The 22,785-nt window shown below is 43.6% G+C and carries 22 protein-coding genes; 2 read left to right on the top strand and 20 right to left on the bottom strand.

The annotated features are described in order from the left end of the window. Nucleotides 1–11: 11 nt before the first annotated feature. The 7 genes from acsD to ACTNC6_RS07455 all read right to left on the bottom strand — a co-directional run bounded on the left by acsD (nt 12) and on the right by ACTNC6_RS07455 (nt 7,875). Complete coding sequence (acsD, locus tag ACTNC6_RS07485; RefSeq protein WP_303242445.1) at nt 12–956, bottom strand: acetyl-CoA decarbonylase/synthase complex subunit delta; 945 nt, start codon at nt 954–956, stop codon at nt 12–14. A gap of 408 nt (nt 957–1,364) precedes the next feature. Beyond that, nucleotides 1,365–3,491 carry an acetyl-CoA decarbonylase/synthase complex subunit alpha/beta gene (gene acsB / locus ACTNC6_RS07480; protein WP_441035644.1) on the bottom strand — a complete coding sequence of 709 codons (2,127 nt, stop codon included), beginning with the start codon at nt 3,489–3,491 and terminating at the stop codon, nt 1,365–1,367. Between the two features lie 26 nt (nt 3,492–3,517). Further along, a complete protein-coding gene (locus tag ACTNC6_RS07475) occupies nt 3,518–4,282 on the bottom strand; it encodes a nucleotide-binding protein (RefSeq protein WP_441035642.1) in 765 nt (254 codons plus the stop codon). Between the two features lie 44 nt (nt 4,283–4,326). After that, nucleotides 4,327–6,219, bottom strand: coding sequence for an anaerobic carbon-monoxide dehydrogenase catalytic subunit (gene cooS / locus ACTNC6_RS07470; protein WP_441035640.1), 1,893 nt, complete (start codon nt 6,217–6,219; stop codon nt 4,327–4,329). Between the two features lie 176 nt (nt 6,220–6,395). Further along, nucleotides 6,396–7,166: a nucleotide-binding protein gene (locus tag ACTNC6_RS07465; protein WP_441035638.1), complete on the bottom strand. Its 771-nt coding sequence runs from the start codon at nt 7,164–7,166 to the stop codon at nt 6,396–6,398. 117 nt (nt 7,167–7,283) lie between these two features. Next, on the bottom strand, nt 7,284–7,466 hold the full coding sequence (locus ACTNC6_RS07460; RefSeq protein ID WP_441043724.1) for a CooT family nickel-binding protein: 183 nt from the start codon (nt 7,464–7,466) through the stop codon (nt 7,284–7,286). 13 nt (nt 7,467–7,479) lie between these two features. After that, on the bottom strand, nt 7,480–7,875 hold the full coding sequence (locus ACTNC6_RS07455; protein ID WP_019161842.1) for a hypothetical protein: 396 nt from the start codon (nt 7,873–7,875) through the stop codon (nt 7,480–7,482). Nucleotides 7,876–8,212: 337 nt separating this feature from the next. Here ACTNC6_RS07455 and ACTNC6_RS07450 point away from each other — a divergent pair, with 337 nt between their 5' ends. Further along, a complete protein-coding gene (locus tag ACTNC6_RS07450) occupies nt 8,213–9,040 on the top strand; it encodes an aldo/keto reductase (protein WP_279589607.1) in 828 nt (275 codons plus the stop codon). A 73-nt stretch (nt 9,041–9,113) separates the two neighbouring features. On the opposite strand, the gene ACTNC6_RS07445 is transcribed toward ACTNC6_RS07450, so the two are convergent. The 4 genes from ACTNC6_RS07445 to ACTNC6_RS07430 are packed head-to-tail and all read right to left on the bottom strand — an operon-like array spanning nt 9,114 to nt 13,494. After that, complete coding sequence (locus ACTNC6_RS07445) at nt 9,114–10,136, bottom strand: NAD(P)H-dependent glycerol-3-phosphate dehydrogenase (protein ID WP_441035633.1); 1,023 nt, start codon at nt 10,134–10,136, stop codon at nt 9,114–9,116. A 34-nt stretch (nt 10,137–10,170) separates the two neighbouring features. Next, on the bottom strand, nt 10,171–10,821 hold the full coding sequence (gene plsY, locus ACTNC6_RS07440) for a glycerol-3-phosphate 1-O-acyltransferase PlsY (protein WP_441035630.1): 651 nt from the start codon (nt 10,819–10,821) through the stop codon (nt 10,171–10,173). Between the two features lie 2 nt (nt 10,822–10,823). Further along, the gene (gene der / locus ACTNC6_RS07435; protein WP_441035627.1) at nt 10,824–12,149 is read right to left on the bottom strand and encodes a ribosome biogenesis GTPase Der; all 1,326 of its coding nucleotides are present in this window, start codon (nt 12,147–12,149) and stop codon (nt 10,824–10,826) included. After that, nucleotides 12,112–13,494 carry a DUF512 domain-containing protein gene (locus ACTNC6_RS07430; protein ID WP_303242451.1) on the bottom strand — a complete coding sequence of 461 codons (1,383 nt, stop codon included), beginning with the start codon at nt 13,492–13,494 and terminating at the stop codon, nt 12,112–12,114. Before ACTNC6_RS07430 ends, der begins: the two co-directional genes overlap by 38 nt. Nucleotides 13,495–13,670: 176 nt before the next feature. Here ACTNC6_RS07430 and ACTNC6_RS07425 point away from each other — a divergent pair, with 176 nt between their 5' ends. Then, entirely contained in the window at nt 13,671–14,840 is a 1,170-nt protein-coding gene (locus tag ACTNC6_RS07425) for a ribose-phosphate pyrophosphokinase (RefSeq protein WP_019161848.1), read from the top strand. Nucleotides 14,841–14,883: 43 nt separating this feature from the next. Here ACTNC6_RS07425 and pgeF read toward each other — a convergent pair whose 3' ends face one another. From pgeF to ACTNC6_RS07380, 9 genes are all read right to left on the bottom strand, one after another. Beyond that, nucleotides 14,884–15,747, bottom strand: coding sequence for a peptidoglycan editing factor PgeF (gene pgeF, locus ACTNC6_RS07420; RefSeq protein ID WP_441035622.1), 864 nt, complete (start codon nt 15,745–15,747; stop codon nt 14,884–14,886). Between the two features lie 50 nt (nt 15,748–15,797). Further along, the gene (locus ACTNC6_RS07415) at nt 15,798–16,154 is read right to left on the bottom strand and encodes a YraN family protein (protein ID WP_441043722.1); all 357 of its coding nucleotides are present in this window, start codon (nt 16,152–16,154) and stop codon (nt 15,798–15,800) included. Nucleotides 16,155–16,204: 50 nt separating this feature from the next. Beyond that, entirely contained in the window at nt 16,205–16,960 is a 756-nt protein-coding gene (locus tag ACTNC6_RS07410) for a ribonuclease HII (protein WP_441043720.1), read from the bottom strand. Next, nucleotides 16,944–17,801: a ribosome biogenesis GTPase YlqF gene (gene ylqF, locus ACTNC6_RS07405; RefSeq protein WP_019161852.1), complete on the bottom strand. Its 858-nt coding sequence runs from the start codon at nt 17,799–17,801 to the stop codon at nt 16,944–16,946. The genes ACTNC6_RS07410 and ylqF overlap by 17 nt, the downstream gene beginning before the upstream one ends. Nucleotides 17,802–17,808: 7 nt before the next feature. Continuing rightward, complete coding sequence (lepB, locus tag ACTNC6_RS07400) at nt 17,809–18,411, bottom strand: signal peptidase I (RefSeq protein ID WP_441035616.1); 603 nt, start codon at nt 18,409–18,411, stop codon at nt 17,809–17,811. Between the two features lie 132 nt (nt 18,412–18,543). Then, nucleotides 18,544–18,891 (bottom strand): 50S ribosomal protein L19, encoded by a 348-nt coding sequence (rplS, locus tag ACTNC6_RS07395; protein ID WP_019161854.1) that lies wholly within the window; start codon nt 18,889–18,891, stop codon nt 18,544–18,546. A gap of 334 nt (nt 18,892–19,225) precedes the next feature. Continuing rightward, complete coding sequence (locus ACTNC6_RS07390; RefSeq protein ID WP_019161855.1) at nt 19,226–20,101, bottom strand: methionyl aminopeptidase; 876 nt, start codon at nt 20,099–20,101, stop codon at nt 19,226–19,228. Nucleotides 20,102–20,123: 22 nt separating this feature from the next. Next, a complete protein-coding gene (locus ACTNC6_RS07385; RefSeq protein ID WP_441035614.1) occupies nt 20,124–21,116 on the bottom strand; it encodes an OmpA family protein in 993 nt (330 codons plus the stop codon). Between the two features lie 15 nt (nt 21,117–21,131). Further along, complete coding sequence (locus tag ACTNC6_RS07380) at nt 21,132–22,784, bottom strand: MotA/TolQ/ExbB proton channel family protein (RefSeq protein WP_441043718.1); 1,653 nt, start codon at nt 22,782–22,784, stop codon at nt 21,132–21,134. Nucleotide 22,785 lies beyond the last annotated feature (1 nt).

Genomic DNA, 22,785 nt, shown 5'->3' with positions numbered 1-22,785 from the left:
CTCCTATTCAATTACGCAAGTGCTTTGATCATTCTGGAAATAGTTGCAACAGCTTCAGGATGTCTTAAGATGACTGCATCAGATCCGGCTGCAAGGTCAGCAGCAGCTGTCATAACTTCCATATCGATTCCACGCTCTTCTTCCGGTCCCCATTCAGGCATGTCAGCTTCAGAAGCTGTAGCTTCTTTTACGCCCCATGTCTCAGCGGATACCGGTGTAATGATAGGCATCTGCAGCATGTTATCATTCTGAGATAAAGCTGCACCTTTGATACGGTCCATTGTAGATACAACGTACTCATATCCATATCCGGCAGCAGCACTGCCGATATTCATAACGATCTTCTGTGCGTTAACGCCTAACTGAGTAGTTACAACGTTAAGCTGTTTAGCAAGGTTGATATCTACGGCAGATTCTGCACCTACGATCTGATCGTAAGCAAGTCCTGCTGCAGCACCGATTGCTTTGTAGTTTTCTTCTTTTTCAGAAAGGATCAATACATTTCTTCCCTGAAGAGCTTCAGCTACTTTTGGAAGAAGTTCAGCGTCTTTTTCTACGTTCTTGCATCCTTCTACTACTAATGGTGTATCAATGGAATCTGCAACGTCTTTTACAACTGCAATAAGTTCATCAACAGATTTGTTTACACCGTTCGGATCTCCGCCTTCAAGGATAAGCGCTACAAAATCAGCACCTTCCATAGCTGCTGCTTTTTTAGCCATTTCTCCAATTGTGGAAGCTCCGTCATAGTATGCTTTGATACCTTCGGATACAACATTCTCAAGACCCATATCAGAAATTTCCACACCGATCTTAGGTGCGTTTTCTGATGGTGCATCAAAAGAATAAAATGGATAAGTAGAGTCTCCGCCGATTGTTACAGTCTTATCTCCGCTGCCAATGGTGACTGTATTAATCTTTGCATTGAATTTCTGAAGTTTCTGATTAAACGGCATTTTTTTGGCCTCCTTAAAAAAATTACTGTGTGTATGTATCTTTTCGCAGACTTACACATTCTGTCGAATGTAGTATACAACATTATCATACTTATTGACAAGAGCAGGATGTTATGTTTTGTTAAAAATGCGACAATCTTTATACTGTATCTATGAATATAGCAACTGATCCTACATTTATCGCTGACCGGCCATACACTCCGCACATATTACCGGGCAGCATATATTACATCCATACCTTATCTTTACGAAATATAAGTGCTGTACTTTCACACGATCACAATATTGTCCGTCTTTGAACATAATATACTATGGTTTTTATATATACGCTGTTTAGCGTTTAAACCCGGAGGCTTTCAATAAGCCTCCGCATGACTCACATAATACCTCCGGGAAAACCACCATGCTTTACATCATCGGATCAAGACCTAATGCCGGATGTCCTTTCTCTGTAAGGAAACCAACCAGTGTTTCTGGATCAGTTGCAATTGTCTCATCACCGATCATATCTGTAAAGTTTTCAATTCCGTAGAGTTCTTTTGCTGTGTTGTTAAGACGCTCAGCAACAAACTCTTTCAGTTCTTTTGGCATCCATACGATACGTTCGATACCGCCTTCTGCCTTCATGAACTTCTTGGAGCTGATGAAATGTTTACCATGTCCCATGAAACCAGGTGTCTGAACACCACCACCTGTCATGGATGCCATTTCTGAGAATGTCATTCCAAGAGGTGTCATGCCTGCATACTCACGGTTAGCGATAACAACACCATTGGAGAATGGCTCGATACCGCAGATACACTCGAAGCATCCGCATGATGTCATAGGATCCTGCATGATAGAGTACAGTGTAACGTGCTCTAATGCACCCTGTGAGAATTTCTTAACAGCTTCATCTACGTCTTCATAAGAACCAAGGTTCTCATCAATAGGTCTTTCTTTTGTAATTACCTGGCAAGGTCCGTTTGGATCCAGCTCGTTGGTAGCTTTTGCATCCAGCCATGAAACGGCACCGCAAAGTCCAAGTCTCTCAGGTGTAACAACACATACGTGAGACGGGGAGAATGCCTGGCAGAGGATACAGCTGTAATATACATCTACAGATTCGTCTGTCAGAGTATTCAGACGGTCATCACGTTTCTCGAAGATCGGGATAGCAACCTCATGACGGATTCTTGTACACTCAGCAGGATCTGTATAAATAGTAACTTCACATTTATCAACAACTGCGTCAAATTCGTTCTTAACCTGTGTATAGAGAACTTCACCGATATGTTTGATCTTGAAGCCTGCAGCAAATGCATCTTTGCTGATACGGATTCTCTGCATATCTCTCTGTCCTGTGTGGTATACACCTTCGATACAGTTGATGTAGTTATGGAACTTACGCTCGATAACAGGTTCAAAGTCAGGCTGCATGTTCTTGCCGGCAACTTTAACAACATATGCAATGCTGTTCTTGCTTCCTAATTCCATGTCGTCTACTTCAGGACCAACAACTGTGATCTTATGGTCTTCTACTTCGCTTGATTCGCATGTATGTACAAGCTCTGCACAGTCTACACGGGAACCGTCAAATTCAACCTGCATGTCTTTACGACGGATGATCTCACCTTCGAATGCAGATGCGAAAGCAACCGGGATATCAATGTTTGTAATTTTAATCTTGATGTCACGTGCTTCCAGAGAAGTTGCATTCCATTTGGAGATGTCTTTCTGGCAGATCAGGCTCTTCGGTACTCTTGCAACATCTTCCTGGTTTGTGATAACCGGGAATCCAAGAGCGATAGCGCCTGCACCACAAGCTACGATCACATCATTTAACGGTGCAAATGCATTAACAAATGCAGGTACACGTTTCATTGTGTAATCCATCAGAGTTGCAGCATCACCTGGTTTTACGTTACCGAAGATAAGAGCTGCACGAAGTGCTACAGATACTACATGGATAACTGCTGTAACGTCTTTTCCAAGCGGGATAACACGTACATTAGCACCTGTCTTGTATCCAACTTCCTCTAACTGGTCAATAACGTCACCAACCAGAGTGATCAGGATACCCTGAGACTGATAGGATTTAACAAGGTCTGCTGCTTCCTGAGCGGAAGGAGCTTTTCCAAGGATAACTGCTACACCTGGGATATCGCCTGTTACAAGCGGTACACCAAGTTCACGGATCACTGCATCTGCAAGATGTCCGTAGCAAGGAGCTTCATAAGGAACTGCTCCGTCAATATATTTCAGAACTTCGATAAATTCTGCGCAGAGAGCTGTAGCAACACCTGACATAAATACGTCATTTGTTCTTTTTTCTCTTGTCATAAGAGTTTTTACTACTGCAAGAGCATCTTTTAACTCTGCAAGAGTTCCAACCTTTGTTCCTGTTACTGCATAGTAGCATGGTAAGGAATATGCTGTATCAGGGAAGCTGACTGCTTTGTCAGCGCCGTATTTTTCAATTGCCTGGTTGATGGCACCTTCTGTAAGTCCATAAACCGCGTCATTTCCCGCAAAAACACTTTCAAATAAAGTCACTTTGTTTACCTCCTAAATATATGAGATTATTGACGATCTATCTTTTCTTTTATCTTAATGATCTCATCAGTAACTGTTTTGCTGAAGTCATAAGGGGACTTGCCCTGTCTGTCTGCATCAATTACTTCTGTGTTGTAATGGATCATTCCTAAAAGATCTTCCTGTGGAATCCGTTCTCTGATAAAGTTTTCGTCATCCTCGTTGCGTACTTTGTTTGCAACAACCTTTACCTGAGCTACTCCCAGATCCTTTGCCAGACGTTTTACATTCTTGTATGTCTGAACACTTCTTGCACCCGGTTCGATCACTACGATAAATGCGTCCATTCCTTCTGTGGTTCCTCTGCCGAGATGTTCCAGGCCGGCTTCCATATCAAGAATTACCACATCTTCTCTTCTCAGTACCAGATTATTAATAATACGTTTCAGCATTACATGCTCCGGACATACACATCCGCCGCCGCCTGTCTCGACAGTTCCCAGGACAAGGAGACGCACGCCATTGCAGACCTTACCATATTTCTCCGGGATATCGTCTACCTTCGGATTCAGATGATAGAACTGATTTCCCGCAGTGGCACCTGTACGTTCTTCCACAAGCTTACGCATTTTGGAAATTGGTACAATAGAATCCAGTGTTTCTTCATCAAAGCCTAATGCAAGACCAAGATTCGCATCCGGATCCACATCTGCTGCAAGTACCGGTCTTCCCTCTGCTGCATACAACCTGGCCAGCGTTGCTGCAAAAGTAGTTTTGCCTACGCCGCCTTTTCCTGTAACTGCTATTTTCATTTTACGTCATCCACCTTTTATTACATTTTTAAGATCACAGCAGATTAGATTCCTAATGCTGTTCTCTTCTCTTCGATTCTTTCGATCATCAGATCAACTAATTTCTCAATATCTGTTTCTACTGTATAAGCAGCTCCTGTCCATTTTCTTGTTCCCTCTGTAAGAAGCTCTCCCATTTCTGAAGAACCGGAAACATATGGATCAACACCAAGGAATGTATCAATACCGGTACCTACTACATAGTTACCGATGGATACAGCTTTTTCAGACATCCACTCAGGAGCACATCCAACTACAGGAAGCTGATTAATCTGAAGACCTGCATCTTTTGCAAGCTCAGCAGCAAGGATCATCATACGGGAAATATCTACGCATGATCCCATGTGGAGTACCGGTGGGATATCAGCCAGTTCACAGACACGTTTCAGACCTGCACCGCAGAGATCTTTTGCAGATTTGTCCATAAGACCTGCTTTTGCAGCTGCCTGTGCTGAACATCCGGAAGCAATGACAATGATATCATTGGCGATACATTTCTTCATCAGCTCGATATGTGCATAGTCAGGACGGATCTTAGGATTGTTACATCCAACCATAGCAACAGCACCACGGATAACACCAGAAGTAATGCACTCAAGTAATGGTTTTGTTGTTCCTGTCTCATCAACCTGAGAGTTTGTAACACCGTCAAGAACCTTAACGATTGCTTCTACGGAATAACCAACTGTAGCTTTCTGTTTCAGCTGTGGGATATGTACAAGTTCAGGTTTTCTGTTCTTGAAGTTGTCAATAGCCATCTTTACGATTGCTTTTGCATTCTCTCCTGCTGTCTCAGCATTGAATCTGATAAATTCAGCATCAGGCATCTGAGCGATCGGAGAAGTTGTGATAAATTTAGTATGGAAGCATTTGCTTAAAGGTCCTAATGCAGGGAAGATACACTGAACATCTACTACGATCGCTTCGCAGGCACCTGTCAGTACTACATTCTCCTGCTGCAGGAAGTTACCGGCCATCGGAACACCGCGACGCATAGCTACTTCGTTTGAAGTACAGCATACACCGGAAACAGTGATTCCTTTTGCTCCTACAGATTTTGCATAATCGATCATTTCTTTGCTGTCTGCATATTCACAGATCATCTCGGAAAGACTCGGATCATGTCCGTGTACAACGATGTTTACATTCTCTTCAACCATTACACCAAGGTTAGCTTCAGTGTCAATTGGCTTCGGAGTTCCGAATAATACGTCAGAGAACTCTGTTCCCATCATGGAACCGCCCCATCCATCGGCAAGACCGCAGCGGATAGACTGTTTTACAAGAGCTTCCGGAAGAGAAGAGCATCCCATATGAGCCATATGTAAAGAAGTGGAAACTTCACGGTCGATCGCACGTGGTGCAATTTCATTTTCAATCAGTTTCTCTTTCTGTCCTGCAGGCATTCTGTCAAGGAATCTCTGATATCCAAATGGTTTACCATATTCCATCAATCCTGTCTCAGCCATTTCATGAGCCAGATCATAGATATCTTTTCCTTCTGTCTCTACGCCCCATTCTTTTGCGATACGGATCAGTTTCTCAGGATCTTTTACCTGATAGTTTCCGCCGTCTTTTGCACAATATAATGTGTGGCAGATTTCACGACCGTGATCAGAGTGAGTAGCTGCACCACCTGCTGTAAATTTCAGGAAGTTTCTTCCTACGATACCATGGACGTCACATCCACAGATACCTCTTGGTGCTTTAGGGGTAATACGACATGGTCCCATAGCACAGATACGACAGCAGACACCCTGCTCACCGAATTTACAATGTGGAGTCTGGTTTTTTACACGAAGCTGCCATGCGTCAGCTCCAACCTTTGCACCTGTCTCCAAAAGTCTGGCAGTAGCCTCTTCAAACTCTTCCACTGTAGTTAATTTGAATTCACTCATTATAGACCTCCTTTAATTCTGGTTTGTGCATTTTATATGCACTTAATATATTTATAATAATCCCATTGGCAAGAACCCATCCCTACCCATGGGTTATTTTAACATAAAAAAACTCAAAGCAGTAATACGCTGACAGCCCCTGACTGTGCGGAAATGTACAGTCAGGAACATATTTCCTATAAATCCAGTTTGTCAACTATGGCTCTCAGTGCCTTCTTCACAGGATTATCTTCCGGAAGCCTGCTTGTAGGACGGCCTTCACAGTCATATTCATATACTGCTTCATCCTGAGGAACTACTCCAAGGAGTGTAAGTCCCTGTTTCTGGATTTCCTCTTTGATTCCCTCATTCAGTTCTCCCTTGGGAGCTCTGTTGATGATCAATCCTACAGTCTCCGGATGCATATCACATTCTTTGATCAGTTCTGCAATTCTGCCAACTGCCTGTACACCTCTCCGTGAACAGTCACTGACAAGGATTGCTGTCTGCATGCTGGGAAGGACACCTCTACTGATATGTTCCATTCCCGCCTCATTATCTACTACAAAGTAAGGATAATTATTCTGATATTTGGCCAGCTGGGTCTGTAAAAGGCCATTTACATAGCAATAGCAACCCTTTCCCTGAGTCCTGCCCATTACCAGAAGATCAAAATCATCATCCTCCACCAGGGCATCCTCGAAACGCATCTCCGCATAATCTGCCTTAGACATTCCCTTTGGGATCGGACTTTCCTTTGCAAGTTCTGCACGAGCGATTTCCTCACGTACATCGCCTAAAGTAGTTTCAACCTCTACTCCCAGAACCTCATTCAGATTTGAATTTGCATCAGCGTCCACTGCCAGAATCGGTCCCTTACCCATTTCACACAGATATTGGATCAGCATTCCGCATAATGTTGTTTTTCCTACGCCGCCTTTTCCTGCGACGGCAATAACATGTGCCATAAAACCAGGTGCCTCCTAAATTTTTCTTTCAAGCGGATAAAATCATCCGCTTCGCTACTTGCACATAACCGAATAACTGCTCCGCAGTTTATCAGATTCTATACTGTTCTCAAAAGCCTAGTCACATTTCAGCTTTACAATACTGTTTGCAAGATCAACCATAAGGATGCTTCCATCTACAACTCTCTCATCCCCCATAATATCACGGAGAATCAGTTTGTTTCCATCCACATCGATTCTTGCTACGTTTTTGAAAATAACAGAATCATCGCTTTCCTTAAATACTGTTGCCAAACACATGTGCTGTCGCCTCCTATTTCATCTCATCTTTAACAAGTGTCAGAGCAAGTCCAAGACGCATATTGCCTTTCTGGAAATCAGACACCGCTTCCTTGATTGTCTTACATGCAGCGTCCATTCCCATTTTTGCCAGATTATCAGCCATCTGATCCAGTTCCTGAGCATGATGCTCATTATGCTGAAGCATGTAAGTCAGCAGTGCAAGCGTTTCATTCTTGCAGTCTCCCTCCTGACAGCTTCCGCAATGTCCTGTCTCACAGCCATGATCTGTATGTGTATGTCCATGGTCATGTCCCTCTCCATGCGAATGCTCATGAGTATGGGTAGTTCCATCTGCATGAGTATGCTCATGGGTATGTCCGTGTCCATGCTGGACAAGATTACCATTCTCATCTTTGATTAAATGCATATAAATGCCCCTTTCTATACTGAAAACTCTCCTGTTCCTCTATTTACGGGCACTTCAGGGCAGTCTTCATGACAATAAATTATCAATTTAATGTCATTATACATCTTTCCGGTCGTTTTAGCAAGGTATTTGACGTAAATAATTACTAAAAAATTCTGAATTCAATGCCTATATATGGTCTATTTTACAAAGTGTGTTAACGCTTTAACCAATATGTTATCTTGTTAACAATGTAAAACATGAAAATATCATAAAAACAATGTACATATTCTATAAGTATATGGTATAATTAATCAGATTATTGTGTTAAGTATATAGAAGAATTGGAGGAATCATTTTGGAAAATACAGTTTTTCTGAATACCAACAGAGAAATGCCTTTATTAGGGCTTGGCGTATATAAGGCAACAGGAGAAAACGAAGCAGAAAATTCGATTATTTCTGCAGTAGAAAGCGGTTATCGATTGATTGATACTGCTTCGGCATACAAAAACGAAGAAAATGTAGGCCGCGGCATTGCCAGATGCGGAGTTTCCAGAGGAGAGCTTTTTGTAACCACCAAGGTCTGGAATACTGCCCAGCGCATCGGAGATATCCAGGGAGCCTTTGACAGAAGTCTGGAGCGGCTGAAGTTGGATTATGTTGATCTTTATCTGATACACTGGCCGGTTCCGGGCTGTTACCTGAGTACCTGGAAAGAGCTGGAGAAAATTCAGCAGTCCGGCAGGGCACTTTCCATCGGCGTCAGCAATTTTGAGATCCGTCACCTGGAGGAGCTGGCAAAAATTTCCAATGTTGTTCCTGCAGTAAACCAGATTGAATGTCACCCCTTATGCTATCCCAAAGAGCTGATTGATTACTGCCAGAGCAGAGGCATTCAGATTCAGGCATATGCTCCCCTTGCAAGAGGAGCTTATCTGGATAACGATGTCATGTGTGTATTGGGTACCAAGTACGGCAGAACTCCTGCGCAGATCGGACTTCGCTGGGCTGTACAGAAAGGTATCTCTGTTATCCCCAAATCCAGTCACCCTGACAGGATCCAAAGTAACAGCCAGATTTTTGATTTTACTATTGAACAGGAAGATATGGATATTCTTGACACTCTCAACCAGGATTTTCACAGCTCCCATATCCCGGAAGACCTTAGAGATGTAATCTTTTAATCTGAACAATTCTATTAAAAAAGTTCCTGAAATCTGTTTTGGATTTCAGGAACTCTTTTTAAACTCTTTTTAGTTATTCTGTTTCATTATTCCAGGGAAGCATAGGAGTCTCAACCTTTTTATCGCGGACCATCAGATCGATCACTGCCTCAGATGCGGATTTTCCTTCAAACAGTACTTTGTTCACCTCTGCAATAATAGGCATTTCCACTTCATATTTCTCTGCCAGTTCTTTACCGGCTTTTGCGGAATAAACACCCTCTACGATCATCTGTACCTCAGCCATGGCCGCTTCCATAGAATATCCCTTTCCCATCAGATACCCGGCTTTGCGGTTACGGCTGTGAACACTTGCACAGGTAACAATCAAATCACCGATTCCGGACAGACCATAGAAGGTCTCCATTCTGGCGCCCATTTTTACTCCAAGTCTTGCAATCTCTGCAATCCCTCTTGTGATCAGGGCTGCCTTCGTGTTATCTCCATATCCAAGTCCGTCTGCAGTACCTGCAGCAAGGGCAATTACATTTTTCAAGGCTGCTCCAAGCTCTACCCCAAGCATATCCGGTGTTGTATATACACGGAAGACCGGACTCATGAAAATACCCTGGAGATATTCAGCTGTCTCTCTTCTGCGAGAACTTACCACACAGGTAGTAGGAAGTCCTTTGCCCACTTCCTCCGCATGGCTGGGCCCGGAAAGCACAGATACCTCTGCACCGGGAAGCTCCTGTTCAATGATCTCGCTGAGAGTCATCAGTGTTTTCTCTTCCACACCCTTTGCAACATTTACAATTCTCTGGCCCTTTTTCATATAAGGAGCCATCCGTTTACAGGTGCTCCGGATATAAGGAGAGGGAACTGCAAGAACCGCTACATCTGCATCTCGCAGACTCCGTTCCAGATCTGTGGTAATATCAATTGCCTCTGGTATCTTTACTCCCGGAAGTTTGCTTACATTCTCCCGCTTTTCTCTCAGAACATCAATTTCCTCTCCCAGGGCAGACCATAAAATTACCTCATGCCCATTATTATGAAGAAGTAACGCCAGTGCTGTTCCCCAGCTTCCCGCACCTAATACACTGATCCTAGCCATAAATACACCTCTTTTTCCTTCCCTTACTCAGGAATTATTGATTCTTTTTCTTTTTTCCCAGATAAATCTGACTTTCTGTTCCGTCCAGAAGCCGTTGGATATTCTTTTTATGACGGAAAAGCGCCAGAACTGTCAAAAACGCCATTACCACATAAAGCTCCAGCATGTGGCTCTGATCCATGTGATAATCTCCTCTCTGCCCGAATACTACCATCAAAATAAAGGCAGTCACATAAGCACTGATAGAGCAGAGAGAAACATAATGTGTGGCAAAAAACAATGCAAAAAACACAACGGCACAAATCAGCAGAAGCCGCCAGTCAAAGGCAGCCAGCAGACCTACAGAGGCTGCAATTCCTTTTCCTCCTTTAAAATTAAGGTAAAAGGGAAAATTATGCCCCAGGATACATCCGGCTGCTGCATACAGGCTCAACAGAGGCAGAATATCAGCATATCTGTCCTCGAACAGTGCCCGGACAATAAGGATCGCAACCACACATTTCAGACAGTCACAAAGCAGATTCAGGGCTCCCGCCTTTTTGCCCAGAGTACGCATTACATTGGTAGATCCCAGATTACCGCTTCCCTGCTTGCGGATATCTGTATGATAGATTTTTCCCATAATATACGCTGTTTGAAAAAGTCCGCACGCATATCCAATCAGTAAACAGATTATACGTTCCATAACTATTCCTTTTCACCCCGTTCGCGGACAATAAATTTCAGCGATGTTCCTGCAAAACCAAAAGCGTCACGGATTTTATTCTCCAGATATCTTGTATATGAAAAATGCATCAGTTCTTTGTCATTGACAAAAATCACAAAGGTAGGCGGTTTGACAGCCACCTGGGTCATGTAGTAGATCTTCAGACGTTTCCCCTTGTCTGAAGGCGGCTGCTGCATAGCCACTGCCTCAGAAAGAATCTCATTGAGAACACCGGTCTGAATACGCAGGGTCTGATTTTCAATAACCGCATCAATGGTCTCAAACATTCTGGAAATTCTGAGCCCTGTTTTTGCAGAAATAAATACAAGCTCTGCATAAGGCATGTATGCCAGAACCTCCCGGATACGGTTGGTATGTTTATAAATGGTCTTGTCATTTTTCTCAATAGCATCCCACTTGTTTACTGCAATGATCACACCCTTGCCCCGCTCATGGGCAATTCCGGCGATTTTGGCATCCTGCTCGGTAACTCCCTCAGAAGCATCGATCATAACAATGACCACATCTGCCCGCTCCACTGCAGTAACTGTACGGATCACACTGTAACGTTCAATCTCCTCTTTTACCTTACCCTTACGGCGAAGTCCGGCAGTATCAATAAAGATATAATCCTTTCCCTGCCACTTCACTCTGGTATCTACCGCATCTCTGGTAGTACCGGCAATATCTGAAACGATTACCCTGTCCTCGCCCAACAGCTTGTTCACCAGCGATGATTTTCCTACATTTGGTTTTCCCACAATGGCAATTTTCGGAATATCCTCATCCTGCTCTGTATCCGCATCCTCCGGGAAATCCTTGATTACTTCATCCAGCATATCACCCAGGCCCATACGGTTTGCTGCAGAGATAGGGATGGGCTCTCCGATTCCCAGATTATAAAACTCGTATACATCCATCATAAATTTCTGTACACTGTCTACCTTATTTACCACAAGGACTACAGGCTTTCCGCTTCTGCGGAGCATATCCGCTACCTTGGCATCTGAATCCACCAGTCCCTGGTGCACATCTGTGATAAAAATAATTACATCTGCTGTATCAATGGCAATCTGTGCCTGCTCCCTCATCTGGGAGAGGATAATGTCACTGCTGTCCGGCTCAATACCACCTGTATCGATCATGGTAAAGGTTTTGTCCAGCCAGGTTACATCTGCATAAATCCTGTCTCTGGTTACACCCGGTGTATCCTTTACAATGGAAATCTTCTCACCTGCCAGTGCATTAAACAGGGTGGATTTACCTACATTAGGCCTTCCCACTATTGCTACTACTGGTTTGCTCATATATTTGTCTCCTTTTTATTTTTTTATGGTCGGGGGGATTGATCACGCAATCCACAAGATCTGCTCCCGGTTCATCTACTACCACCAGCTCTGTTCCCAAGGCTTCCCTTATGTCATCCACTGTCAGGTCATCCAGAAAAACATCCTCGCCGCTTCTGAGCATATTACAGGGGATCAGGATTTTCTCTCCCAGTTCTCTGTCCTTCAGCTGTTCTCTCAGATCTGCACCGGTGATCAACCCGGAAACTGTAATTCTTTCACCAAAAAAATCATTTCTGATAGTGTAAACATTTACTTTTATATTAGGAAATTTTTCCTGTATCAGTTTCATATATTGTTGAATAAAGGGAGCCGCAAGCTTTCCTGTTGCCACAGAAGCTGTAAACTCTCTGTTATCCCCCTCCAGTCCGGCCAGTCTCTCCTTCACTTCCGTTTCCAGGAGACGCATCATACCCACACCGTTTTCCAACTGCAGATATCCGTCATAGCGGGTCTCCTCAGGAAGTTTTTTCCCTGCCAGGATATACCACTCATCTGAAGCGTGGATAAAATGGATTCCATGGCGCTCCATCATGATCTTCTGCCAACGCTCTACCTGTTCGATCAGGTACTCTGCATCTTCTCTGTCAAAGGGCTCCAGCGGATAAAGGCCATCCCTGTATTTTGAAAGTCCCACAGGCACTACCGATACGCTCTGAAGAACCGGTGCATATTCAGAAAGCTTCTCCAGGCTGTATTCCAGTTCATCCCTGTCATTGACCCCCTTGCACAACACGATCTGTCCATTCATGATCACACCGCCCTGGTACAGCTTGTCTACCTTTTTCAGTGCATCTCCGGCAAAACGATTGTGGAGCATCTTACATCTCAGCTCCGGATTCATGGTCTGAAAAGACACATTGATAGGGGAAAGATGAAACTTTATAATACGATCCAGGTCATATTCGCTCATATTAGTAAGGGTCACATAATTCCCCTGCAAAAAAGAAAGTCTGGAATCATCATCCTTGAAATATAAAGTTTCCCGCATATTGGGCGGCATCTGATCGATAAAGCAGAAAATACAATGGTTGGAACAGGAGCGATAATCATCCATAAGACTGTTTTCAAATTCTACTCCCAGATCATCCTCATAATCCTTCTCAACCTCAAGCTCCCATTCCTCACCGTTTTTTTTGCGGATCAGAAGCTCTACTACCTCATCATTCATCAGATATCTATAATCAAAAACATCCTCCACCGGCTGGCCGTTAATGGATACCAGTACATCCCCTGGTTCCAGTTCCAGTTCCTCCCCGATACTTCCGGGCAGCACTCTGGAAATCACATGCATATTTTTTTTCATTAATATTACTCCAATACTACTTCATAAATATCAAAAATGATATATACGATTATACCGCTATCTTATCATAACAATTTTATAAGAAAAAATCAATAAATTCCTTGACTGGATTTAGGTCAAATGTTATAAACTATATTGGAATCAAATATTTTTTCAAACTACTTAGGAGGAATATTATGCCAAACATAGAATTATTGGAAAAATCCATGCCTGTAGCTCCTATTCGTATTGCTGCCCTTGGCTGCCCGGAGCTTGCCCAGGAGGTAGACAGAAAACTGGTGAAATTCCGTAAGGAACTGATTGCAAAAAAACAGCTCAGTATTATTCCCCAGGGCTACAGCGAGGAATCTTTCATGGTTGAATGTGAATGCCCACGTTTCGGAACCGGCGAGGGCAAAGGCTATATTAAGGAATCCGTTCGTGGTACCGACCTTTTTATTATGGTGGATGTTACCAATTACAGTGAAACCTATACTGTATGTGGCCATGAGAATCATATGTCACCGGATAATCATTTCCAGGACCTGAAGAGAATCATCTCTGCAGCCACAGGTAAAGCACACCGTATTAATGTTATTATGCCATTTCTCTATGAGGGACGCCAGCACAGACGTACCAAGAGAGAATCTCTGGATTGTGCGCTTGCACTGAAGGAATTAAGCGATATGGGTGTATCCAACATCATCACCTTTGATGCCCACGATCCCCGTGTACAGAACTCCATCCCTTTGAATGGATTTGATAATTTCTTCCCTACCTATCAGTTTCTGAAGGCTCTGATCAAAGGCGTGCCGGATCTGAAGGTAGACAATGATCATCTGATGATCATCAGCCCGGATGAGGGCGCTATGTCCCGTGCCGTATATTTTTCAAATATCCTGGGTGTGGATATGGGTATGTTCTACAAGAGAAGAGATTACTCCGTTATTGTTAACGGCAAGAACCCTATTGTTGCTCACGAATTCCTTGGTGACTCTGTTGAGGGCAAGGATGTGGTAGTCATCGATGATATGATTTCTTCCGGCGGAAGTATGCTGGATGTGGCCAAACAGTTAAAAGAGCGCCATGCAAAACGTGTTTTTGTGTGCACCACCTACGGTCTTTTTACTGACGGACTTGCAAAATTCGATGAATATTACGAAAAAGGCTGGATGGACCGTGTGATCACCACCAACCTGAATTACCGTATTCCGGAACTTCTGGATAGGCCTTACTACATTGAAGCAAATATGAGTAAATATCTGGCAAGTATTATGGATATCATCAATCATGATGTATCTGTAGAAAAAGTACGTTCCAGCAATGAGAAAATAATGTCTCTTATGGAAAAAATAAACGCAAAATAAAAATAACGGCAGCAAACATTTTTACGGTTTACTGCCGTTACTTTTATTTCTTCAGCCCCAAAAAGGCTCCCAGATTTCCTCTTTTTCCATGAGAGGCTCTGTGGGAAAAAAGCAGTTCCGGATTGCAGCAGGTACAAAGATTCGGCATGGATATATGCGCCGGCTGAATCCCGGACTCCAGAAAGACAATACGATTAGCCTCCCAGAGATTTAACTGGTATTTCCCATCTGTCTTTCCATAGAACAATATATCCCAGTATTTTCTGTCAAAAGCATCCTTCACATGTTCGATTACATCTTCACTTACCTCATAACACTCCTGACAGATGGAAGGCCCCACTGCCGCCAGGATGTCCCCGGGATCGCATCCATACTCCTCTGTCATTTTCCTGATTGTCACATTTCCGATTTTCTGGACAGTTCCTCTCCATCCGGAATGGGAAAGCCCCACTACTCTCCGTTTGGGATCCACAAAATATAAGGGAACACAGTCTGCATAAAAGGTGGCCAGTATCAATCCCGGCACATCTGTGATCATACCGTCCACATCTGTATAATCTCTGGGTCCGGTAATTCCCTTTCCTCTGTCTTCAGCTGTAACCTTTCGCACATTGGCTGTATGGGTCTGATCGGAAGTTACAACATCTTCTGCGCAAAAGCCTATGGCAGCAGCCAGTCTGTCATAATTTTCTCTGACTGCCTTTTCCTCATCTCCCCGGGTAAAGCTTAAATTCATGGAGGTGTAAATTCCCTGGCTTACCCCTCCCAATCTGGTACTGAATCCATGAATGATTTCCTCCTGAGAATCAAGAGCCGGATAGGTCAGATATACTACACCATTCTTATCATGTACCGTCATTTTCTGTGCATTTTTATCATGCCATTTTATCTCAACCATTTTATCCATCTGTTTTTCTCCTAAATTCCCGCCACAGCCGGAAACCAACAGTATTTCCTTCAACTCCAGCAGTCAAAAGCATTTTTGATCCAGGTAAGCTGGTCTCCGTCAATTCCTATCACATCAAAACGGCAGAGCAAATCCACGTTATGATATTCCACTGTAAGAAAGTACTCTGCCACCCTGCTGATCACCCGCTGTTTGGCAGGAGTCACAGCAGTCAGTGCGCTTCCCGAAACTGCGGTATTCCGATATTTTACCTCTATAAACACAAGATAACTGCCATCCCTGGCGATCAGATCAATTTCACCTGATCTGCAGCGATAATTCTTGCGCAGGATCACAAGTCCCTGCTTCTCCAGATAAGCAGCGGCTGCTGCCTCATAGCAGCCACCTGTCCTTCTCTTATTCTGCATGTAAAACTCCTGGTCTCTTTCTTTGTAGGCATCTTTTGTATCAGGCAATATTATACAAAATGAGTAATAAAGGTTCTTCTGTGGATGGGACAGGGACCATATTTTTTCAGAGCCTCAATGTGTATCTGCGCCCCATAGCCTTTGTTGGATGCAAATCCATACTCCGGAAAAGTTTTATCATATTCTTCCATCATCCGGTCCCTGGTCACCTTGGCCACAATGCTGGCCGCAGCGATAGACACACTTTTTGCATCCCCTTTAATAATCGACACCTGGGGAATCTGAATCTCCGGAATCGTAACGGCATCATTCAGCAACAGCTGAGGCATTACCGAAAGCTTTCCCACAGCTTCCCGCATAGCTTCATAGGTTGCCTGAAGGATGTTGATCTGGTCAATCCTTTCCGGATCAGCCATTCCAAGGCCTACTGCAACAGCCTCCCTCATGATCACCTCATACAGCTCCTCTCTTTTGGCTGCTGTAAGTTTTTTGGAATCATTCAGATAGAGAATCTGACTATCTGTGGGCAGGATCACCGCAGCAGCCACCACCGGACCTGCCAGAGGTCCTCTGCCCACTTCATCAATCCCGCAAAGCCAGCCCAGATGCTCATATTTATGCTCATAATACTTCATGGCTTCTGTCCGCTGTTTCTCAGCTTCCAAGGCTGCCTCTTTTTTATGGCACTGCTCTATCAGTTTTTTTACGCCGCTTCTGGAATCCTCTTCATACCTTTGGTATAAAGATGGATATTCGCTGATATCTGCCGCAGCAAACTCAGACTTTATTTCACTGATCGTTTTCATTTTTCACCCACTCCAAGGTAATCCGTCCCAGCTTACCGGAACGGAAATCGTCAAACAGAAGAAGTGCTGCTTTTGCATAATCCAGTTCTTCCTGCTTTTTCAGGCATCCTCTGGCTTTTGCAATCTGCTCCAGGACTTCCACAGAAGTTCCCTGCTCTGTGATCTGATATCTTTCTGTGAGAGTTCCCTGATAGTTTTCTCTCAGATGATCGATCAGCCAAAGGGAAAGTTCCTCCATATTCAAAATATCATCCTTGATAGAACCCACACAGGCAAGGCGCATTCCCACCTGCTGGTCTTCAAATTTTGGCCAAAGAATTCCCGGAGTATCCAGAAGCTCCACCCCCTTATTCAGGCGGATCCACTGTTTTCCTTTGGTAACTCCTGGTTTGTTTCCCGTTTTTGCACAGGCTTTTCCTGCAAAAGTATTAATAAAGGTAGATTTGCCTACATTTGGAATTCCTACCACCATGGCACGGATCGGACGGTTTTTAATCCCGCGTCTCCGGTCTCTCTCTGTTTTCTCTTTACACGCCTCCAGAATCACGTTCTGAATTGCCTTCATGCCGGAACCCTTTCTGGAGTCTATCTTTACCACAAAAAAGCCTTTGCTCTGAAAATAAGCCTTCCAGGCCTCATTCTGCCTTTCATCTGCCAGATCCGCTTTATTCAGCAAAATAAGTCGGGCTTTGTTTTTTCCAAGTTCATCAATATCCGGGTTTCTGCTGGAAAGAGGCACACGGGCATCAACCAGCTCAATGATCAGATCGATCAGCTTGATATCTTCCTGCATCTGCCTTTTAGCTTTGGTCATATGACCAGGATACCACTGTACGTTCATAACTTACCTAACCTTTCAAAAATCCAATTTTACTTCTGGGAGAAATGGTAAACCATAACTTTCCCACAATATATTTTTTCTTTACATTTCCGATATCAGCATACCGGCTGTCTTCACTGTTATTCCTGTTGTCACCCAGCACAAAATATTCACCGCTTTCCAGCGAAACCGCACTGGAAGCAAGTCCCCCATTGCTGATCTCAGGAAAATCACCGTCATTTTCATAGACAGCACCATTGATCAGGATTTTTCCTCCTGAAATATGTACTGTCTCGCCGGGAAGCCCGATCACACGGCTGATATGAAGAGCTGCATCGTCACTTCCATTGGTTTTAAAAACAATAATATCACCTCTTTGGGGAGAAGATATTTTATAAATCCCTTTATTAACTAAAAAACGTTCTCCTACAGACAGAGTTGGTTCCATGGCACTTTCCTGCATGGTCACAGACTGAAACATCATGATTCCCACTACAATGGCAAAAAACAAAGTTACCAGAATCTCAAATATCCATGTAACAATCCTGCGGGTTTTGGCATTTTCCAGCCTGACCTCCAGCTTATCCTCTGCCTTATCCTTAAATCTGGATTCTTTTTTCCAATTCTTCATATTTATTGAAATCTCCTGACCGTTCCCTTGTATTCACAACGATGCCACTCTCAGAGGGGCATATATGTTCAGCATCGAAAAAGAGGGACAATACACAAGTTATTGTCCCTTCTTTCAAATTAATTCATGAAATTATTTAACAAGCTCTTTAACCTTAGCAGCTTTACCTACACGGTCTCTTAAGTAGTTCAGTTTCGCACGACGTACTTTACCACGACGGATAACTTCTACTTTAACAACATGTGGGGAATGCAGTGGCCATGTTTTTTCAACGCCTACACCGTTAGAATTCTTTCTTACAGTGAAAGTAGCTCTGTTGCTTCCGCCCTGTTTCTTAAGAACTGTTCCTTCAAAAATCTGAACACGCTCACGGTTACCCTCTTTGATCAGCGCGTGTACTCTTACAGTATCACCAGTTTTGAATTCCGGTACTTCAGCCTTCAGCTGAGCAGCTTCAATGTTTTTGATAATTTCGTTCATTTTATTTTCTCCTATTCTTATATGGATGTTCTTAATACAATTTTTGTAACAGAGGACCATCTTTTTTCACAACATTTGTGATTATACTATAGGGCAATGCAGTTTGCAAGCCTTTTTTGCAATCTTTTGATAACCAGGGCCAAAAATTCAAAAAGTCGTTCGTGCTTGCACGATAAGACTTTTGAATTTGGGGCCCGCCAAACATGAGAAAGTAGCGATTTACGCAGTAAATCAGCGGATTTCGAATGTTTGAGAATTGCGGGAGCTGCTTCGCAGCGGAGCAATTCGTGGATATCAAGTTAGGGGCAAAATATTTTTTGCCCCTAACTTCCTTTTACCAGCAGATCACTTCGCAACCGGTTTCTGTGACCAGAACAGTAACCTCCCACTGTGCGGAGGGAAGTCCATCCTCTGTACGCACAGTCCATTCATCCAGCTCATCTGTCCAGATCTCATCGCTTCCCATATTAACCATAGGTTCGATTGTAAACATCATACCCGGCACCATGAGAACGCCGGTATTTTCTTCTGATACATAGCTTACCCATGGATCCTCATGGAACTCCACACCTACTCCATGGCCACCAATCTCCCGTACCACAGAAAAACCATTTTCTACTGCATGCTTATGTACTGCGCTTCCCATATTTCCGATAGGGGTCCATGGCTTTACCATGGAGATACCGATCTCCACGCATTCCTTTGTCACCTTTACCAGCTTTTCCTTTTCAGGGCTTACCTTGCCAATGCAGAACATTCTGGAGGAATCAGAATAATATCCGTTATAGATTGTGGACACATCCACATTGATAATATCCCCCTCTTTAAGGATCTCCTCCTCATTGGGAATTCCGTGGCACACTACATCATCAACAGAGGTACACACGCTTTTGGGGAAGCCTTCGTAATCAAGGGGTGCCGGGATTCCTCCATGGCGGACAGTCTCCTCATGAACCCATCTGTTAATCTCCGCCGTAGAAATTCCGGGACGGATATGCTCCTCAACATAATCAAGTACAGCAATGTTGATCTTACAGCTCTCTTTAATCTTTTCAATCTGCTCAGGGGTTTTGATCAGGCTGTGGTCGATCACTGCATACCCCTCCCGCTTCATTGCCTCCATTTTCTCATCAAACGCCTCATGGCATTTCTTGTATTTTTTCCCGCTTCCGCACCAGCACGGATCATTTCTGCCGATTTTTACAGACATATATTTTAACGCTCCTTAGTTTCTATTCATCCGCGGATTTCTTGTCTTTAGATGTTTCTTCTTTTGTTGTATTGCCCTCATCTGTTGTATTACTTTCATCTGAAGACATGATCTGATTCAGTTCATCGATCATCTCTTCATCTTTTAAGCGGAATTTTACCTCCACTCGTCTGGACGCATCCTTATTTACATTTCCCTGGGCATCCAGAACGGGATTTGCACTGGAATGTCCGTTTACAGTCAGATAGGTCTGAAGATCTGAAATCTGATTCTCATTCAGGAAATTCTCACGGATCTCAGTAAGGTACTCTGCCACTGCCAGGGAACGTCTCTGGGACAGCTCCAGGTTATAGGTATAGTCACCGTCTGTATCTGTATAGCCGTCAATAATAATCTCTGCCAGATATTTCTTGTACTCATCCTGCAAAAGAACTTTACAGTAAATGGGAAGAATATTGGAAAGCTCTGCCTTACCTTCGTCTGTCAGCTCTGCCTGGTCATAGTCAAACAGTACGCTGGCATTTAAAGTCAGGGCTCCTGTCTGGGAATCAATATTTACACTAACATTGTTTTTTTCAAATTCTTTCTGTAAAGCTTCGATAACGTCTGCTTTTACACCAATAATATTATCAATCTTCTGCTGCTGTTCGGACAGAAGGGTGGTCTTTTCATCCAGGGCGCTTTTTTGTTTCTTCAAAGTAGCCTGCTGCTTTTTCAGCTTGGCCGCAAGCTCTTCCAGCTGCTTTTTCTGTTTATCCAGCTGTTCATCCTGAGAACTTAGCTTGCTGTCTTTTTCATCCAGCTCATTCTGCTGAGCAAGGATTTCCGCAGTATACTGCTCCTGTAGGGCAATTTTGTCATCTCTTTCCTTGATGCTCTCATTATAGCTTTTCTGTGCCTGAAAAAGAGTGACGCACATAATCAGGACGAAAAGGAGCAATACACCGGCCATCATATCAGAATAGGAACGCCAGACATTAAATCCGCCTTCCTCTGATTTCTTTTTTTTGCGCATAGTCTTCTCCTTTTCTTATCTGAATAAACCGAATTTCCCTTTCTGAGGAGTTTTGGAAAGTTCCCCCAGGTTTCTGTTGATTTCTTCCAGGAGAGCTTCCTGTTTTTCTCCCTGCTCCTTCATAAGAGCATATAACCGATCCACAGACTGCCTGTCAGCCATTCTGGAAGCGTTCAGGTTCTGCTGTCCTCCTGTAAGAGAAATATTACCATTTTCCTTTGTAACTGAAATATCAGTCAGAAGTCTGCGCACCTCTTCCATGGTCTGTAAAGTCTTATCCTGGCAGGACGCAAAATCTGCCAGTCTTTTTTCCAGCTCTTCCATTACCTGCCGGTTTGCATTGAGCACATCTGTACCTGTCTGACTGGCAGCAGAAACCTTTTCCATTCCCTGGGAAGCTGTCTCCACATATCTCTGCATGGTCTGGTTGCAGGCTACCCAGAATTTAGCAGAGGTTTTCTCAGCCTCTTTGAGATAATCTGCCACTCTCTGATAATCCTGCTGCTGCATTTTCTGAATCTCCTGGTTCTCCTGGGCAATCCTGGAGGCAGTAGAAATATAACGTCCCTGGGCATTTCCAAGCTCATTGACCATGTCTTTCATAGTCTCACTCTGTTTCTCATAGGAAGAATTCAGCTGATCGCTCATAGTATGATACAGACTGGTGGTATAGTCTGTATTTTCCTTCTGAGCTTTCTTTAATTGTGCCAGAGCATCGTTAAAATCCTTAAACTGCAGCTTAAAGGAGCCGTTCATCTCCCGCAGGAAGGAACGGAGGATTTCCTGCATCACATCCTGCTGGCAGCTGGTTACAGATTCTGTCAGCACATCCAGGGATTCATTCATCTTCTGGAAAGTAGGATTAATGGCCTTTTCAAAGCTCTGTGCCATTTCTGCAGAAAGCTGCTCTGCCATCTGTTTCATAGCCTTTACCTGAAGCTTCTGACTGGCAACCATAAGATTTCTGGATTCATTCTCAGCTGTAGGCAGGACATAAATATGGAATTTCTCCAGAAATGCCTGAAGCTTCTCATTCATATCAGAGAAAACACTCTTCATCCCTGAGGTATAAATAATAGCAAAAGCAATTCCATAGATAGAGGTCAGGAAGGCAACCTTAATACCTGCCACCAGTGAAGACACAGAATTGGTCATTGTCTCGTAGCTGGAGGGTTCAAAGTTCTTAAGTCCCCATACCAGACCGATAAAGGTTCCCAGAATACCCAAACTTGTAAAAATATCCGGGATCATTTCCAGAATACGCTTATGTACATGAAGATCAATATCATCCTCATTGATATAGTCCTCAATCTCACCGATCCCTTCTTTTGCCTGATTCATTCCATCCACAAAGTCATCCAGTCTTCCGTCCAGATATTTGTGATCAAAAATTCCTTTCAGGTAGACAAGGCTTTCATTTTTTACCTTGCCGGGCGTTTTGAAAATGCCTGTCAGTTCCTCTTTTCCTCTGTGAAGGGCCTGTCCGATCCCTTCAACCCTGAACATTCCGCCCAACATTCCGGCCAGATAAAGCACTGTCATGATTGCCAGAAACGCAAAGTTATAGATCATGGTACTGACAGAACCCTTACCTGTAAAAACTGTCATTGCAATGCATCCTGCCAGCACCGCCAAAAATGCCAGCAGATTTAAAATCTTTTTACTCATG

Source organism: Blautia sp. HCP3S3_C4, assembly GCF_052064095.1.
Taxonomy (GTDB): domain Bacteria; phylum Bacillota; class Clostridia; order Lachnospirales; family Lachnospiraceae; genus Blautia_A.
Note: the sequence above shows the minus strand (reverse complement) of the source record. Positions and strands in the feature narration are given on the sequence as shown.

Bases quoted from the DNA above. Each gene is read 5' to 3' on its own strand.
- ACTNC6_RS07425 (WP_019161848.1), top strand. From the start codon at position 13,671: ATGCCAAACATAGAATTATTGGAAAAATCCATGCCTGTAGCTCCTATT.
- ACTNC6_RS07380 (WP_441043718.1), bottom strand. From the start codon at position 22,784: ATGAGTAAAAAGATTTTAAATCTGCTGGCATTTTTGGCGGTGCTGGCA.
- ACTNC6_RS07390 (WP_019161855.1), bottom strand. From the start codon at position 20,101: ATGTCTGTAAAAATCGGCAGAAATGATCCGTGCTGGTGCGGAAGCGGG.
- ACTNC6_RS07460 (WP_441043724.1), bottom strand. From the start codon at position 7,466: ATGTGTTTGGCAACAGTATTTAAGGAAAGCGATGATTCTGTTATTTTC.
- ACTNC6_RS07430 (WP_303242451.1), bottom strand. From the start codon at position 13,494: ATGAAAAAAAATATGCATGTGATTTCCAGAGTGCTGCCCGGAAGTATC.
- ACTNC6_RS07475 (WP_441035642.1), bottom strand. From the start codon at position 4,282: ATGAAAATAGCAGTTACAGGAAAAGGCGGCGTAGGCAAAACTACTTTT.
- ACTNC6_RS07410 (WP_441043720.1), bottom strand. From the start codon at position 16,960: ATGAAAACGATCAGTGAAATAAAGTCTGAGTTTGCTGCGGCAGATATC.
- rplS (WP_019161854.1), bottom strand. From the start codon at position 18,891: ATGAACGAAATTATCAAAAACATTGAAGCTGCTCAGCTGAAGGCTGAA.
- ACTNC6_RS07465 (WP_441035638.1), bottom strand. From the start codon at position 7,166: ATGGCACATGTTATTGCCGTCGCAGGAAAAGGCGGCGTAGGAAAAACA.
- ACTNC6_RS07415 (WP_441043722.1), bottom strand. From the start codon at position 16,154: ATGCAGAATAAGAGAAGGACAGGTGGCTGCTATGAGGCAGCAGCCGCT.
- ACTNC6_RS07445 (WP_441035633.1), bottom strand. From the start codon at position 10,136: ATGGCTAGGATCAGTGTATTAGGTGCGGGAAGCTGGGGAACAGCACTG.
- pgeF (WP_441035622.1), bottom strand. From the start codon at position 15,747: ATGGATAAAATGGTTGAGATAAAATGGCATGATAAAAATGCACAGAAA.
- cooS (WP_441035640.1), bottom strand. From the start codon at position 6,219: ATGAGTGAATTCAAATTAACTACAGTGGAAGAGTTTGAAGAGGCTACT.
- ACTNC6_RS07455 (WP_019161842.1), bottom strand. From the start codon at position 7,875: ATGCATTTAATCAAAGATGAGAATGGTAATCTTGTCCAGCATGGACAC.
- ylqF (WP_019161852.1), bottom strand. From the start codon at position 17,801: ATGAACGTACAGTGGTATCCTGGTCATATGACCAAAGCTAAAAGGCAG.
- lepB (WP_441035616.1), bottom strand. From the start codon at position 18,411: ATGAAGAATTGGAAAAAAGAATCCAGATTTAAGGATAAGGCAGAGGAT.
- acsD (WP_303242445.1), bottom strand. From the start codon at position 956: ATGCCGTTTAATCAGAAACTTCAGAAATTCAATGCAAAGATTAATACA.
- der (WP_441035627.1), bottom strand. From the start codon at position 12,149: ATGAGCAAACCAGTAGTAGCAATAGTGGGAAGGCCTAATGTAGGTAAA.
- ACTNC6_RS07385 (WP_441035614.1), bottom strand. From the start codon at position 21,116: ATGCGCAAAAAAAAGAAATCAGAGGAAGGCGGATTTAATGTCTGGCGT.
- plsY (WP_441035630.1), bottom strand. From the start codon at position 10,821: ATGGAACGTATAATCTGTTTACTGATTGGATATGCGTGCGGACTTTTT.